Source organism: candidate division WOR-3 bacterium, assembly GCA_016926475.1.
Classification (GTDB): Bacteria; SDB-A; SDB-A; order SDB-A; family SDB-A; genus JAFGIG01.
Window position 1 is genome coordinate 1 of sequence record JAFGON010000027.1, and the last position, 15,051, is coordinate 15,051.

12 protein-coding genes and 1 tRNA gene are annotated in these 15,051 nt (G+C 44.6%); 5 read left to right on the forward strand and 8 right to left on the reverse strand.

The genetic code is table 11. From position 1 onward, the window contains the following. Window positions 1–5: 5 nt before the first annotated feature. Window positions 6–80, forward strand: a tRNA-Ile gene (locus JXA84_02580). Window positions 81–214: 134 nt separating this feature from the next. Continuing rightward, window positions 215–1,486 (forward strand): hypothetical protein, encoded by a 1,272-nt coding sequence (locus tag JXA84_02585; GenBank protein MBN1150089.1) that lies wholly within the window; start codon window positions 215–217, stop codon window positions 1,484–1,486. Between the two features lie 348 nt (window positions 1,487–1,834). Here JXA84_02585 and JXA84_02590 read toward each other — a convergent pair whose 3' ends face one another. The 7 genes from JXA84_02590 to nuoE all read right to left on the reverse strand — a co-directional run bounded on the left by JXA84_02590 (window position 1,835) and on the right by nuoE (window position 11,126). Beyond that, the gene (locus JXA84_02590; protein MBN1150090.1) at window positions 1,835–3,496 is read right to left on the reverse strand and encodes a nucleotide sugar dehydrogenase; all 1,662 of its coding nucleotides are present in this window, start codon (window positions 3,494–3,496) and stop codon (window positions 1,835–1,837) included. 39 nt (window positions 3,497–3,535) lie between these two features. Further along, a complete protein-coding gene (locus JXA84_02595; GenBank protein ID MBN1150091.1) occupies window positions 3,536–3,943 on the reverse strand; it encodes a hypothetical protein in 408 nt (135 codons plus the stop codon). Window positions 3,944–3,956: 13 nt separating this feature from the next. Beyond that, complete coding sequence (locus JXA84_02600) at window positions 3,957–4,262, reverse strand: hypothetical protein (GenBank protein ID MBN1150092.1); 306 nt, start codon at window positions 4,260–4,262, stop codon at window positions 3,957–3,959. Further along, window positions 4,259–5,104 (reverse strand): hypothetical protein, encoded by an 846-nt coding sequence (locus JXA84_02605; protein ID MBN1150093.1) that lies wholly within the window; start codon window positions 5,102–5,104, stop codon window positions 4,259–4,261. The genes JXA84_02600 and JXA84_02605 overlap by 4 nt, the downstream gene beginning before the upstream one ends. 140 nt (window positions 5,105–5,244) lie before the next feature. Continuing rightward, on the reverse strand, window positions 5,245–8,853 hold the full coding sequence (locus JXA84_02610; protein MBN1150094.1) for an FAD-dependent oxidoreductase: 3,609 nt from the start codon (window positions 8,851–8,853) through the stop codon (window positions 5,245–5,247). Between the two features lie 9 nt (window positions 8,854–8,862). Beyond that, on the reverse strand, window positions 8,863–10,635 hold the full coding sequence (gene nuoF / locus JXA84_02615; protein ID MBN1150095.1) for an NADH-quinone oxidoreductase subunit NuoF: 1,773 nt from the start codon (window positions 10,633–10,635) through the stop codon (window positions 8,863–8,865). Next, a complete protein-coding gene (gene nuoE, locus JXA84_02620) occupies window positions 10,632–11,126 on the reverse strand; it encodes an NADH-quinone oxidoreductase subunit NuoE (GenBank protein MBN1150096.1) in 495 nt (164 codons plus the stop codon). Before nuoE ends, nuoF begins: the two co-directional genes overlap by 4 nt. Window positions 11,127–11,179: 53 nt before the next feature. Here nuoE and JXA84_02625 point away from each other — a divergent pair, with 53 nt between their 5' ends. From JXA84_02625 to JXA84_02635, 3 genes are read left to right on the forward strand one after another with little or no spacing between them, the layout of a single operon-like run. Then, window positions 11,180–12,862, forward strand: coding sequence for an O-antigen ligase family protein (locus JXA84_02625; GenBank protein MBN1150097.1), 1,683 nt, complete (start codon window positions 11,180–11,182; stop codon window positions 12,860–12,862). Between the two features lie 42 nt (window positions 12,863–12,904). Further along, on the forward strand, window positions 12,905–13,705 hold the full coding sequence (locus tag JXA84_02630; protein ID MBN1150098.1) for a DUF559 domain-containing protein: 801 nt from the start codon (window positions 12,905–12,907) through the stop codon (window positions 13,703–13,705). A 2-nt stretch (window positions 13,706–13,707) separates the two neighbouring features. Beyond that, window positions 13,708–14,241 carry a hypothetical protein gene (locus tag JXA84_02635; protein ID MBN1150099.1) on the forward strand — a complete coding sequence of 178 codons (534 nt, stop codon included), beginning with the start codon at window positions 13,708–13,710 and terminating at the stop codon, window positions 14,239–14,241. A 65-nt stretch (window positions 14,242–14,306) separates the two neighbouring features. Here the strand turns inward: JXA84_02635 and JXA84_02640 are convergent, their stop codons facing one another. Further along, a complete protein-coding gene (locus tag JXA84_02640; GenBank protein ID MBN1150100.1) occupies window positions 14,307–14,990 on the reverse strand; it encodes a hypothetical protein in 684 nt (227 codons plus the stop codon). Window positions 14,991–15,051: the final 61 nt, after the last annotated feature.

Here is a 15,051-nt window from a genome sequence, read left to right on the forward strand (position 1 = left end):
TATCAGGGCCAGTAGCTCAGCTCGGTTAGAGCGTCCGCCTGATAAGCGGGAGGCCGGTGGTTCAAGTCCACTCTGGCCCATAAATTTTGCTTGTAAAAATGAATATATATAGTAATATATATATATTTAATGTTGGGAAGGTCCCGGCAGAAAGTAAAGTAGAAGGTTCTTAATCAATAGCTAAGAGAACCAAAAACCAAAAGGAGGGAAAGGTATGAGAAAACTTCTTATAGGAGTGCTTCTTACCCTGACAGCAGTCGCCGGTTACGCGACACAGTCAAGGATTAATGTCCTTAACATGGCTGGTTACATGTCGGACATCATGTCCTGCTGGTCTAACCCCGGCTACATGGTAGTCTACCACAATGATTTAGGCAAAGACGCGGTCGGAATGGAATTCGGATGGGACAATCCCGCGAACAACGCCGACATGAACAGGTGGGGATACGTCCACTACGGAAACGCCAACCAGTACCTCGGCGTCGCCGTCAACCGCCCCGGCTTCCAGGGAATGCTTCCCATGAACCAGTGGGGTCTCAATCCCGCCGGTATGATGGCTGGTTCCATGGACTACATCAACGACACTCTCGTAGCCCCCAACAACCTTCTCGACATCATCTGGTCGAAAAAATGGGGACCGAAAGCCGGACTCGGAATCAACCTCAACTTCGGCATGTGGGGATATTCTACAAAGACAGCCGCTTATGAACCCACGCTCAACTCAATGAAATTAGGACTCCTCATCGGCTACTCCACCATGCCCATGGACATCACAGTTGGTTTTGACTACCTCACTTCCAGTGCTGAAATCAAAGCCATCGGTGGCGGCGTAACCACCACAGACGATATGGACAATTCCAACATGGCAGTCGATCTCGGATTCAGATACAAAATGTATCCCAGCCAGACGACAACAGTTATTCTTCCTCTCATCGGCGTGAGCTATGAAACAGGAAACGCGAAGTTCAACCCCAGCGGCGTCGACTTCGATCCTACCTACGACGGAAACGAACTCCAGTTCAATATCGGAACCGGAATAGTCTGGACAGGTGCGACCTGGCAGGCCGGTCTCGCTGGCGAACTCGGTTACTCAACCGAAAAAATGACATGGGAAAAAGATCAGGCAAACGACCGGGACGGTGAAATGACGGAAAACACAATCACCTTCCCCAGGGTCAAAGCCGGTGCCGAATCCCAGGTTTTCTCATGGCTTACAGCCAGAGCCGGAATGACCTACCAGCTCAACATGGTCACCCAGAAATGGTCTGAGACAACCGCCGGAACCACTGTTGAAACCGAAAGAAGTTCAAAATTCGAAAAGAACATGAACGTTCAGGTCGGCCTCGGCGTCCATTTCGGACCAAACTTCACGATAGACACAGAAGTCAGCGAAGACCTTCTCTACAACGGACCATATCTCATCTCCGGAGCCGCCAACGGCACCAACCCGATGAACCTTCAGGTCTCGGCTGTCTATCATTTCTAATTTAGTTCATTCTTTTAGGCGGGAATTCTTTTCCCGCCTTTTTTTTTATTCATTTCATCTTTCGGAATTTTCTCAGGAAAATAATTCATCCAGAAATCTTTCTGCATCAGAGCTCTTGCCCTCACCCGAAGTTTAAAATAAATATTATTAGAAAAATTTTATCGGAATTACCCTTCGATAAGAAATATGTGTTCATTTTTCTCAGTGCAGGAATAAAGCTATTCTACTTCGTGGTAGAAATATTTCTTCTTCTATCTTTTGATATCAGAGAAAAAAGAATTTTCAGAACTACTGGTTTATCCACTCTTCACGGCGGATATATTTGAATTTATTTCAAATTTTTTCCGTCTATATTTTCTTTCTGGTCCTGACCTTTTCTTTTATGCGCTGAATATGCCCTCTTCCCATTCCCTTGACTTCGCACCCTAGTTCAAAAAGCTCTTCAATTTTCTCGTCGGAAAGTATTCCGAAACAGTCGATAACAGCGACAGGGCCGCCCGTCATCGACACAATGTCCTCGGCAGAGAGAATAAGGTACTGTTCGTGGGGTACTGCAAGAATCAAAGCGTCGGCTCCTTTGAGAGACGGGGCGAGATCTTTTTCTACTGCAATGTTTTTCAAATCTTCCTGATTTCTGAAAAAATGCCTTCTCGAAGTCTGAGCGGAAGGGTAGTCTTCCTGTTTTTCTATTTCATACCAATGCTCGACGTAGGGGTCGTGCACCCGAATATCCGCGCCCATCTCGGCGAGTTTTCTCACTATGAGTTCGCTCCCGCTGTATCTTGTGTCTCCGACATCCTGCCTGTAACTCGCTCCGCATAGAAGAATTTTCGCGCCAGCTGTATTCTTGCCCATGTTCCTCAGTGCGTCTCTTGTCAGCTCTGCCGCGTGAAGGCCTCTTGTGTCGTTTATGTCTATCGCGGTCGGAGTTATCTTGAAAACATCGTCCCCGTCTTCGAATCCGAGAATGTGTTTGTAAGACCAATATCCGAGACCGCCGTCTTTAGGAAGACAGTAACCTCCAATACCCGGCCCAGGAAAAATTATGTTGTTGTGGGTCGGCCTCACCTTTATCGCCTTGATGACTTTGATAAGATCGACTCCGTTTCTCTCGGCGAATAGACTCCATTCGTTTATAAAAGCGAGAATTGCCGCTCTGTAGGAGTTTTCAACGATTTTCGTCGTCTCCGATTCTATCGGTTTGTCCATGACTGTCAGTGGAAAGTCTTTTGTGTTCAGGACTTCTTCAAGAAATTTTACCACTCTCCTCTTCGCCTCTTCGTCGCAGCCCGAACAAACTCTCCAAAAATCTCTTATGCTCTTTACGTATTCCCTGCCGGGCATGACCCTTTCAAAACTGTGAGCGAGCACCGGTTTTCCTTCGATTCCTCTTTTCTCGAATGCCTTTTTTAAAATTGGATACGCGACGAACTCGGTCGTACCGGGCGCCACGGTCGTCTCGATGAGAACAAGGCATTTTTCCGGGATTTTTTCTCCAATCAAACCGAGCGTCTCTTCGAGGGCTTTCATGTCTGTCTCGCCCGACTTCATGTTGCTGAGTTCTCTTTTGATGAAATCGCACTGCACGTCCACGATTACGACGTCCGCCAATTCAAGACAGTCGCTGTTGTATGTCGCGACGAGGTTTTTCTGATCCAAAACGCATCTTTTTATCAATTCGTCGACCGTGGGGTCTTCCGCTTTCACGGGAGATTCACCTCTGTTTAAAACTTCAATTTTCCAATAACTCCTCACGCTCGGTCTCTGACATCCGATTACGAATTTTTCGGGTTTTCCCAGCTTTCCCTTCGAATCGGCTACGATAGCGGCCATGACTGCGCCTACAAAACCGACGCCCATAACCACCACGATTTCTTTCCCTTCTCTCCTCGCCTTTTCTACAAGTTCTTTTATCTTCTTATGCTCATTTTTGTAATCTTCATTTTCAGGAAGAAGAAATTTTTCTCCGTTAGGGCTAATCGAAAAATTCTCTTTCTTCTGGCCTTCCATTATACCTCCGACTATTTTAATGTTTTTTTGGTGAACCGATTATTTATTTTCCGAAAACAATTTTTTAACAGGTTCCCGGGTCAATAAAATTATCGTGAAAACGCCCAGAACTGTGCCGTAGGGCATCATAAGGCACAATATTCCGGCGATGACAAGGCAATAACCGTATTTTTTGGCATTTCTCAAATACCTGCCGCTGAGAAAAATCAAAAAAGCAAGAGTCCAACCCAGAATGACCACAAAACCGCCAATTATTATGAAAAGAATACCAACTGCGGCTGGAGGAGCTTCATCCTGATTTTCAAAAAAACCGTTTGCGGAAAATACAAGAAGCAGAATTCCTATCGTCACATGAATCAACGGAAAACTCGAGACAAAAGCCGTAAAACCACTCATGATGAAATGGAAAATTGAAAGTGTCTTCAGGTTGTTCATTTCTTCTTGCAAAATACACCTTCTTTCATGAAAGAGCCCGGCTCATGATTACCCTTAAAAATCCAATATTAGCGTTTTCATCGGCGACGATAGCACCTGCTTTTTTAGGTGTTTTCATTGAAATGAAAGTCTGGTTGCCCGAGGATATTGAAAAATACATGGCGGTCTGTCCTCTCTCTTCTTCCAAATACGGCAGAACTTCGAAAATTATGCCTTTTAAAATATCTTCTTCACCAAGTTCGTTTTCGATTTCTTCCCTAGAGACGCCATCAGGGAAAATATACGCTTTTTTGACCCCGGTCTGCTGTCTTATTGCATCTATGCTGGTCATAATTTTTCTCTCGCCATTTCATGAATTTTCGTCATTTCAATTTTTACCAGACCCGTCTTTTTCTTTTCGCATAGAGCTGTCGCTGAAAAATCTTTGTCGATAAAACCGAGTATCGCTTCATCTTCGAACTCAGCCGACCAATATGGTTTATCCATTGATAAGCTTTTCACGTTCTCTACAGCCCCCCTGACCAAGTCCGAAAATGTCTTGTCTCCGTTTTCATAGAAGACAGAACCTCTCTCCATCAGAATGTATATGATTATTTTTCTTTCGAGCATTGATTTAATCTGGTTCTCGCAATCAGATAGATCAATGTCCGCGCTTTTTTTCTCTTCTTTAAGGGTTCTAACTATGACGTCGAGAGCTTCTTTGTTCAACCCGGATTTTACCGGTTGATTTGCTTCCTCTATTTCTGTTAATTTTCCTATTTCAACCGGTGGTGTTTCTTTTTCCTGAAAACTGAAATCCGGTTCTAAATCTTTCAATATTTCGTCGAGTTTCTCGTCTTCGGCTTCCGGTATTTTGCTCTCGGCCTCCAATTGCTTGGTTTTTTCCAAAAAATCTTCCGGGGGAGGAGGCAGGGGCAAATCTTGCCAATTTTTCTTCACCGGTCTTTTTTTATTATCTTCTCTTTCCTCCAAAACTTCCACCTTTCTCATTATGTGAGAAATCAATTTATCAGGATCTGAATTTCTGACAAAAAATTTGTCTTCGGGAAGACCGTAAACCCTGATTTCATTGTACGAAGGCGAATCAGGGTCCAGAAGGAGGGATTCATAAAACGCGATTTTCGCCAGATCGATTTTTTTTTTTGGACAAGATATTTTCCCATAGAATGCCAAGCGGAGGAGTCAAATGGATCTTTTTTAAGAGCGTTTTCCAGCTCTTTGATATCTTCTCTGCTATTGTCCATTGTATCGCGTCATAAAATTATACATATATATACCATATCGCCGCTTTCATTTACAAGCTTGCATTTACGTCATTTAAACTTTTCGTCTCTGAATTTTTGAATCCATATGTCAATGCTGTCAAGAATCTTTTTGACCGGCTCCTGGAATTTTCTCTGCTCGTATGGTTTCAACGAGAAAAAATATTTTTTCAGCAGTCCCTCAACCCCTGCGGTATTTCCATGGTTAGAAGGTTTTTCCGCCAAAATCTTTTGGATTTCATTCTCGATGTCGTATCCTTCTTTTTCCGGTTTTCCGATTATTTCAGTTAGAAATTCCCTCGAATCCTTTTCAGAGGCGGGTTCGAATATCTTTGATGTTTTATAAACTCTGTATTCAGCGTTGATAAAAGTGCCATTTGATTCAAAAAGAGATGAACACGGCAGGAAAACATCTGCCTTGACTGCTGTCTTCGTCAGAGATGTGTCGCATACCACCAAAAACTTTGTCTTTTCAAAATGCTTTTCGAGGTCTGCGTCAGAAAGGGGGTCCTCCTTGAAAACGAACGACGTTTCAAACCCTCCTTTTTCCATCAGCTTGGAATCCGGCATTTTTACGAAATCTCTTTCTCTCAAGTTCTGGTACGCGATGCTGTTTGAGTGAGACCCTAAAAGCAACAATCCATTTCCCGCCGAAAACAGTTTACCTGTCAGTATAAAATAAGCGCAAATCAGGTTTAAAGCATTTTTTTTGCCGTATTCGTCGAAGTTTATTACAAACACTGTTTTTTTATCAGGGCAAGCCAAAGCATCCGAGATTTTCTTCAGGTTTCTTCTCAAAATTCCGGTCCTGCGAACTGTTTCCTCCACAGTCCATTCTTTCAAAGATTTTTCAAATTCCCCGAAACCTGAAGTCAGTCTATCCGCGCTTTCGGTTTTCAAAAATCCCTTTTCCATCAATGCGTTCATGGCAGCCGCCATGATACACCCGTCTTCTTCGACAAAAAATGAAACATCGGCTTTTTTTGCCAAGGAACCTTTTTTACCTGGGTTTATGAGGAAAACCTGCGCTCCCTCGGTTTTTCTTTTGTTTATCTTCATCGCGGCTACAGGGTTGTATTCTTCAATGTCTCCTACAGACACTATAGTTTCCGCCCTTTCGAGGTCTTCAAATGTAGCGGTAGAACGCCTGTAAGCTTTGGGCAATTCATCCAGAGATCCGAAACCGGCGGAATATAGGTCTGATAAACTTCCGAAAAAACCGGCTCCGAATTTTTGGGATACCGACTTTAAAAGAAGCATTTCTTCGATGCTCGATTTTTGAGAGAAAAATACACCGCTTGTTTTTCCGCTGTGTTTCTTCATCCCGGAAACCGCTGCTTCAACAGCTTCTCCCCAACTTGTCTCGACAAGAGACCCGCTTTTATTCACCATCGGCTTTATAATTCTCGATTCTGCCTTTGCGTATTCATGTCCGAACCTTCCCCGTAAACAGAGCAGTCCATTTGAGGGGGCACCGATCCTTCCGTTTCTGTCTGAACCGATTTTCCAACTTCCCATGGGGCCTATCTTGACCAACAGGTGACACCCCACAGAGCAGAAAGAACAAACAGACTCTTTTTCCTCAACAATTCTCGGTACCGGTTTTTTCCCCGCTTCGACATACGCTATCGCCCCTGTCGGGCAGACGTCTATGCAGTTTCCGCAATTGATGCAATCCGTATTCAGCAGTCCCGGTCCTGGAATCGGTAGAACTTCGGTGTTGAAGCCTCTGTCTACGAAGCCGTAAACAGCCGGACCCACTATGTCGTTGCAAGTCCTGACGCATCTGCCGCAGAGAATACATTTGTTTTGGTCAAGAAGAATAAAAGGATGCGTCCTGTCCACTGGCCAAATTTTAACCTCTCCCAGATACTTAGTTGTGTCAACGTCGTATTCCGTGGCGTAATCCCTTAAAGCGCACGAATCCTGGACTGTGCAGCCGCATTCAAGACAACGGGCGGCTTCTTTTGGAACGTCTTTTTCGTCTATTCCCTTTTCTACTTCCCTCTCGTCGGATATTCTCTCTACAGGGTCTTCTTCCAGCATAGCGCTTCTTTTGAAAGAGTTTGCGAAACTGTAATAAAACTCAGGAGCTTTGCCGAAAACTTCCCGCTTTGACACAAATTTCTGTTTCGCTATCCTCGTTTCACCCGAAAGGTATTTGTCCATGGCTCTTGCCGCTTTTTGCCCTTGAGCTATCGCGTCTATGACGACAGCCGGGCCGAGCACGACATCCCCTCCGGCGAAAACGCCTTCCAGATTCGTATGAAGGGTTTTCTCCTCGGCTGCCAAGGTCTCCCTTTTTGTTTTTTCAAGGTCTATCCCGAAAAGGTCGGGTTTTTGACCTATCGCGGAAATTAAATAATCGCATGCCATATCGAATTCTCCGCCTTTTACGGGTATAGGTCTTCTCCTGCCTGAATCATCAGGTTCTCCGAGCTCCATGGTCTGGCATCTCAGAGCTTTGAGCTCTCCGGCTTCTCCGGTATTGAATCCCAAAGGAGCAGTGAGAAACATCGTTTTAACACCTTCTTGTTCGGCACCGTGAACTTCGATGGGGTCAGCCGGCATTTCGTTTTTCGTCCTTCTGTAGACGAGGGTGACTTCTGTGACGTCTTTTTCCCTTATGGCGGTTCTCGCGGCGTCTATCGCCGTGTTTCCTCCCCCCACTACTATGACTTTGCCTTTAAGCATAGGTTTTTTAGTTATCTGATGCTCCCTGAGATAATCAATTCCCGCTACGACTTCTTTTATTGTCTCTTCGCCTTCAATTCTCATGTTCTGACTCGACCAAGCGCCGAGGCCCAAAAATACCGCTGAAAAACCGTCCTTTTTCAAGTTTTCGTATGTAAAGTCTTTTCCGAACCTCACTCCCGTTTTTACCTTAATTCCGAGGTCCAATATAAAACCAATTTCTTGGTCTAGCAAATCCTTCGGCAGTCTGTATTCTGGTATGCCGTAACGCAGCATCCCTCCTAGTTTTTCCATCATGTCGAAAATCGTGACTGAGTAGCCTTCTTTCGCGAGAAAATACGCGGCTGTCAACCCTGCAGGGCCTCCGCCTATCACCGCCACCTTTTTCCCTTTAGGAGTTTTTGGAGTTTCCTTTACATGGCGTTCCCTTTCATAATCAGAAGCGTATCTTTTCAGGTAGTTTATCCCCACGGGTTTCTCGTCCACTTCTTTTCTTCTACAGTTTAATTCGCATTTTCTAACGCATATTCTTCCGCATATAATCGGAAGCGGATTTTTTTCCCTAATAGTCTTGACGGCTTCTGAATATTTTCCGTCGGATATCATGGCTATGTAAGACTGGACATCGACGTTAGCGGGGCATCCCTCGGAACAAGGAGCTACGCAGTCCGCGTAGTGGTTTGATAGCAAAAGTTCAAGAGCCATTTTTCGAGTCTGGTATATCCGCTCGTTGTTCGTGGTGACTTCCATCCCCTCGGCGACCGGAGTCGAACAGGAAGGGACGAGCTTGTTCAGCCCTTTAACTTCCACTACACATAAAAAACAAGAGCCGTATGGAGGAAGTTCGGGGTCGTGGCAGAGTGTCGGAATATCGGCTATTTTGTTTTCTCTCACTGCTTCGAGAATAGTGCTGCCCTGCCGGGCTTTAACCTTTTTTCCGTCTATTGTCATATTGACAGTGGTCATCATTTTCTCCTATTCTTTATAAACCGCGTCTTTTGGACAGACTTCCATGCATTTTCCGCAGGATATGCATTTTTCAGAGTCTATCACGTGAACTTTCTTAGGTGCTCCGGATATAGCTCCCACGGGGCATTTTTTGGCGCAGATCGTGCAGCCAATGCATTTATCTGGGTCTATGACGTATTTGACGAGAGCCGGACAAACCTTCGCCGGACATTTTTTATCGTAGATATGCGCTTTGTATTCATCGAGGAAATATTTCAAAGTTGTGAGAACTGGATTCGGCGCGGTCTGGCCTAATCCGCAAAGAGAAGCGGATTTGATCTTTTCCGCCAATTCATAAAGTTTCGGTATGTCTTCCTCTTCTCCTCTGCCTTCGGTGATTCTCGTGAGTATTTCCAGCATCCTCTTGGTGCCTATTCTGCAGAAAGTGCACTTGCCGCAGGATTCTTTCTGGGTGAAACTCAGGAAGAATTTCGCGACGTCGACCATACAGGTTTCCTCGTCCATGACTATCATACCCCCTGAACCCATAATCGCCCCGGTCTTCACGATTTCCTCGTAATCTATCGGGGTGTCGCAGAGTTCAGCCGGAATACAGCCTCCGGACGGACCTCCCATTTGAACCGCTTTGAGTTTTTTGCCGTTTTTAATGCCTCCGGCTATGTCGTATATGATTTCGTTTATAGTCAAACCCATCGGTACTTCTATGAGCCCGCTTCTTTCAATCTTTCCGGCTAGAGCAAAAACTTTTGTGCCTTTGCTCTTTTCGGTTCCCATGGATGCGAACTTTAAGGCTCCGTTGGTTATTATCCACGGAATATTGGCGAAAGTTTCCACATTATTTATGTTGGTCGGTTTACCCCAAAGACCGCTCACGGCGGGAAATGGAGGCCTGACTCTCGGCATTCCTCTTTTGCCCTCGATAGAAGCTATCAAAGCAGTCTCTTCTCCGCAGACAAAAGCTCCAGCGCCTTCCTTGATCTTGAGGCTGAAATTAAACGAACTCTTGAGTATGTTGTTGCCCAGGTAACCCCTTTCTGTCGCGTCGCTGATAGCTTTTTTAAGCCTTTCAATGGCTCTGGGGTATTCAGCTCTGACGTATATGTATCCTTCTTGGGCTCCCACTGCGTAGGCACAGATCAGCATGCCTTCCAAGACAGAATGCGGATCGCTCTCGAGGACGCTCCGGTCCATGAAAGCTCCGGGATCGCCCTCGTCGGCGTTGCAGATCACGTATTTTTTTTCTCCCGGGCTCATCTTCGTAAACATCCATTTCTTCCCAGTCGGGAATCCACCTCCGCCCCTGCCCCTCAAGCCGCTGATGGTCACTTCTTCTATCACTTGTTCAGGGGTGTAGTCGAAAAGGGCTTTTTCCAAAGCGGTATACCCACCTTTGTCGATATAATCGTCAATATCCTCCGGGTTAATTATTCCGCAATTTCTCAGAACAATTCTTTTTTGTTTGGAAAAAAGATCCGCTTCGCCTTTTTTGCCGTAATCATAAACCACCAAATCTTCGACGGTTTTACCTTTGAGGACATCCAATTCGAAAATCTTGGCGGCTTTTTCAACATCCACCTCTCCGTAAATGGTTTTTGAACCGTCGTCGTGCCTCACTTCTACAAGCGGTTCTTTGTAACACATTCCTATACAGCCGGTTTTTTCCAGTTTGACTTCGCTCCAAAGATTTTTCTCTTCGACGAGCTTCAAGAGATGGTTCCAGACTTTTTCCGCACCGGCGGATATTCCGCAAGTCGCCATTCCGACCAGGACTGTTTTCATTTCTTTTCTCCTTCGTTTTTCCTGTACGAATCGAGTATTCCGCGGATTGAATCAGGCGTCAGTTTTCCGTAGGTCTCATCGTCGATCATCACCGCGGGGGAAAGGCTGCAACAGCCCAGGCAGGCTACCGATTGAAGGGTGAACAGTCCGTCGTCCGTGTTTTCATCTTCTTTGACGTTGAGATGCTCTTCAACGGCTTTCATGATTTCGTTCGCTCCGTTGACATGGCAGGCTGTCCCCTGGCACACTTTGATTATGTGCTTGCCCACTGGTTTGAGCCTGAATTGCTTGTAAAAAGTGACTACGCCATAAATACTGCTCTGCGGTATTTTTGTCGCTTCAGAAATCATAGATATAACTTCTTTTGGAACGTAAGAGTAGATTTCCTGGGCGGCTTGCAAAAGAGGAATCACGGCTCCTCTCTCGTTTCCGTATTTTCTGAGCTTTCTGCTGAACAATTCGTCTTTGATTTCTTTCGACGAAGATACCATCTGACCTCCATAGTTTTACAATTTCTGGGCGGCGATGTATAATCCCGCTGAACATGATTTACAGAATAAAAAATATTCTCTACCTGTTCAGAGATTTTTCAAAGGAAACAAACGGAGAAAAAGCGCAAAAAATTTCTTTTGCTGTTTTCATGTTGCTTTTTTTCGCCGCTCCCCTGTTTTCAAAACATAGACCTCTGACAAGTGGTGGAATTTTTGTCTGTGCCTTCATTGCCACATCGTGTCTGGTAATTATTTCACACTTTTCGGTGCTTGACAACATCCCTCGATCCATAATTTTATCGCTGATTTTTGCCCTTTTTTGCGCGGTTTCATCACTGTTTTCAAAAGAAATCGAGCTTTCACTGACCCAGACTTCTTATGTGTTTTCCTGGTCCGCGGCTTTTTTGTGCGGGTTCATTTTCAGGAAGAAAAGAAAAGTTATATTGTCAATTTTAATCTTCTCTGCAACAGCCGTTTTGGCCTATTCGGCTTGGCAGTATTTCGTTATTTTCCCCGCAATGAAGGAGTTTTTCGCTGCAAACCAGAATTCTTTGACAAAAGCCGCTTCCGTCATTTCTTACGGCAGAGTTTTTTCCTCTTTCAGGTATCCCAACTCTTTCGCGGGTTTTATCTTGCTCGTATCCGGTCCTATTTGGGTTATGATTGAAAAATCAGGCAAAACACTGAAGATTTTGCTAAGCGCGGTATGGTTCTCTCTTGTTTTTTTTCTCTACCTTACTTCTTCAAGACTCGCTCTCGCCGTAGGTTTTTTCGCGACCCTTGGAGCTCTTTTTTATTTTTACAAAAAAGACAAAAGGATGTTGTTCTTCATTCTGATACCAGCTTGTATAGCCATTTTCGCCGCCGGAATAACGAACAAATCAAGGACTGTACTTCCAACGACTGAAGTCCACGATAGAATAGCGACAATGGGGACGGACGCGAGTTCGAAAATATCGACTTTCAGAGGTTCCGTCATGATGACCCTTGACAACCCCGTTTTCGGAACCGGTCCAGGAACTTTCAAAAGAAACTACCCCCGTTACAGGCCTGAAGGCCAAAGCGACGTACCTTCTTCAGCTCACAATATTGTCCTCGATTTATCAGCCACAGCGGGTATCATACCGTCGGCATTATTCACTTTTGTTCTAATCATGATTCTTTTGGAGTCATTTTCTACCCCTCTTCTTTTTATTTCTTTTCTCGCTCTTGTGGTTCATTCTCTCGGAGACTGGGACTTTGAAAACATTGGATTGACGCTCGTGTTTTTCTCTTTGGCGGGAGCTTATTCAAAGCCGGTTCAGCTTCGCAATAGTCGTTTTTTCAGACTCGCCTTTCTCGCGCTCTCCATTCCTGCCCTTTTCTTTTCAGTTAGGTCAGGATGGGCGGGTTTTTTCTATGAAAAGGCTCATTTCTATTTTTCATTTGGAGAGCCCGATTCAGCTCTCCTATACAGCAGAAAAGCCATAGATATAAATCCTTTCAGAACCGACTACTATTTTCTCGGAGCTCTCTCCTCAAGGGATTTGCCACGCGCCGAAAATCTTTTTATCGAGGCCGCAAAGCGTTCGCCCAATTGGTTTGAACCATATTACCACCTCGGAATGATAAGCCTTTCAGAGAAAGATACATCATCAGCTTTCGAATACTTTCTAAAGGCGAATCTGCTTTTTCCGTCTTCAAAAGAAATAAAAACCATTCTGGATTCTACAGGGCGACATCTTCAAGACACATGAACAATTGGATTAAATTTCACCCTTCTATTCTGTATAATAGACATGATGACATCCCGTAATTCACGTGTACTCGTCGCGATATTAAAAAACATAGAGGACTTGGATATAGCCAAAAATCTTCACTGGTACAGGATACCGGTGGAAAGCGCTGAAAAGTGGCTTTCCCGTCACTGGCCTCCGTATTGGCTCGCTTTTTATCAGCCAAAAATTTTCAAAGGGCAGGAATTTTCGGTTAGGTACTACGCTAAAGTCCTTAGAATCGAAAGAGCTAAGAGATGGCAGCTTTTCCCGCAAAAACGAGTGTTGGTGAATTCAGAAAAAGAGTATGACCAAATCAGGGTTTCAAAACTTTTGGAACTTGAAAGACCGATCATTAGTTTGAGGAAAAGAAGAATAATTTTCATCAACACAACTTATTTCAAGCTTCTCAACGCTTTGGAAATCAACGATTTGTATAGAGGCAGCGAAATAGAGGAGGCACTTTGGCGAAGATTGAAAAATTCCGGAATAACTGCAGAAAGACAGGAACTGATCAAGGTCGGCAAAAAGAACTATTTTCTCGACTTCGCCATTTACTGCAGAAATGGAAAGATTGACGTCGAAGCCGACGGCGACTTTTGGCATCACAATTCAAAAAAAGCCCGAAACGACAACGAAAGGAACAACGATCTTTCTTCTTCTGGATGGCATGTTCTGCGCTTCACCTCCGAGCAAATTTTCAAAGAGAACGGCATAAAATGCGTAGAAAAAATCGGACAAACCATGGAATTTTTAGGGGAAAAAAATGTGCTTAAGAAACCCGCGAGACCAACGATTACAAAAAAACTGGAAAGGGGGAAGTGAAATTGAAAAGAACTCTCTGTTTATTAACTGCTGTGCCGCTGTTTTTCGCCGCCTTCTGCAGCAAAAACACCCAAGCCAGGGCAGATACTTCCGCGTCTGACAGCTCTGTGGAAGCTACTGTCCCAGAAGAGCAAATGTCGCCAGGAAAATTAGGCGATAGCATCGGAATTGTTTATTTAAAAGCTATTGAAGACGTAACGCTTATGATAGAGGGAAAACCGAACCCCGGCCAAATCAGACCCGACGTCGAGGAGCTGAAGGAAAAGTACATCCAGATTCTCGTCTCGCTTGGGAATCTTCGAGAAGCTTTCGACGAATCAGACAGAAAACTGGTAGATCAGGCGATAGTGTTGAAGTTGAACTCTTTGGCAAACGTCGACTGGTATGAAACATACACTCAATGCCTGCAATCGTACACTTCTGACCATGATTTCTATGACCTCTTGCTGAGTTTCAACATAATAGGCCAGTACGCGAATTACGATCTTCTGAAAAAACAGGAACCAGAGGAAGCGCTTAGGCTGGGTATAGAGTAAAACCACCCCAGTGTTTTTTGTTTAAGGGGAACGGGGAATTTGCAGGTATAAAAGCGATTTTTAGATCAGCCTTTTTTTTCGTTCAAAAGTTTTTTGTATTCATCAAGCGCTTTTCTTCCGGTCTCATTTATCGAATAAACACCTCTGCCCTTTCTGTCAAACCAACCGTAAAAATTGTTGTACAATACGCTCCGGGTATTTTTGGCGCAACCCAGCTCAACGAGTTTACAGGGCTGAGACACCCCGAATTCTTCGAGAAAAGACGCTATTTTTAGCGCTTCGAGCCTGTACACCGTGTATTTTTTTGCCCTGCCTGAACTGCCCGAGACGTTGAGTTCCGCACTTCTGTTGTCGATCTCTTTTATCAAGTCAAACAATTTCTTTTTCGATTTCCTTCCCTTGTAAGGTGCCGGGTGCAACAGGATTTCGACCTTCGCGCCTTTCTCTGCCAAAAACACCGCTATAAACCCCAATTCAAGCCTTCTCAACAGCTTTTTGACTTTTCTGAAACGGTGATCCCACTTTGAGCCTGATTCGAGTCCAACAGCAAGATATACCGATTCCGTGATCTCTTTGCGCCTTATACCCTGGACTAAAAGAGAGACGGACAGCTTCGTCTTCGTCTCGATTATGACGACTTCATCTCCTTTTCTTGCGACGATATCACAGTCAGTCACTTCAGAGCTGACAGAATACCCTCTTTTTTCAAGAAAATTTTTCAGAGGTCTGTAGAGTTCCGTCTCTCTCATTTCACACAAAAAACCATATTTTCAGTCCTAAATCCACATCCAATATTTTATATGTACAAAA

What these genes read in the sequence shown, in the direction of transcription:
- nuoF (MBN1150095.1), bottom strand. Translation starts at nt 10,635, where the DNA reads ATGAAAACAGTCCTGGTCGGAATGGCGACTTGCGGAATATCCGCCGGT.
- nuoE (MBN1150096.1), bottom strand. Translation starts at nt 11,126, where the DNA reads ATGGTATCTTCGTCGAAAGAAATCAAAGACGAATTGTTCAGCAGAAAG.
- JXA84_02590 (MBN1150090.1), bottom strand. Translation starts at nt 3,496, where the DNA reads ATGGAAGGCCAGAAGAAAGAGAATTTTTCGATTAGCCCTAACGGAGAA.
- JXA84_02625 (MBN1150097.1), top strand. Translation starts at nt 11,180, where the DNA reads ATGATTTACAGAATAAAAAATATTCTCTACCTGTTCAGAGATTTTTCA.
- JXA84_02630 (MBN1150098.1), top strand. Translation starts at nt 12,905, where the DNA reads ATGATGACATCCCGTAATTCACGTGTACTCGTCGCGATATTAAAAAAC.
- JXA84_02610 (MBN1150094.1), bottom strand. Translation starts at nt 8,853, where the DNA reads ATGACCACTGTCAATATGACAATAGACGGAAAAAAGGTTAAAGCCCGG.
- JXA84_02585 (MBN1150089.1), top strand. Translation starts at nt 215, where the DNA reads ATGAGAAAACTTCTTATAGGAGTGCTTCTTACCCTGACAGCAGTCGCC.
- JXA84_02600 (MBN1150092.1), bottom strand. Translation starts at nt 4,262, where the DNA reads ATGACCAGCATAGATGCAATAAGACAGCAGACCGGGGTCAAAAAAGCG.
- JXA84_02640 (MBN1150100.1), bottom strand. Translation starts at nt 14,990, where the DNA reads ATGAGAGAGACGGAACTCTACAGACCTCTGAAAAATTTTCTTGAAAAA.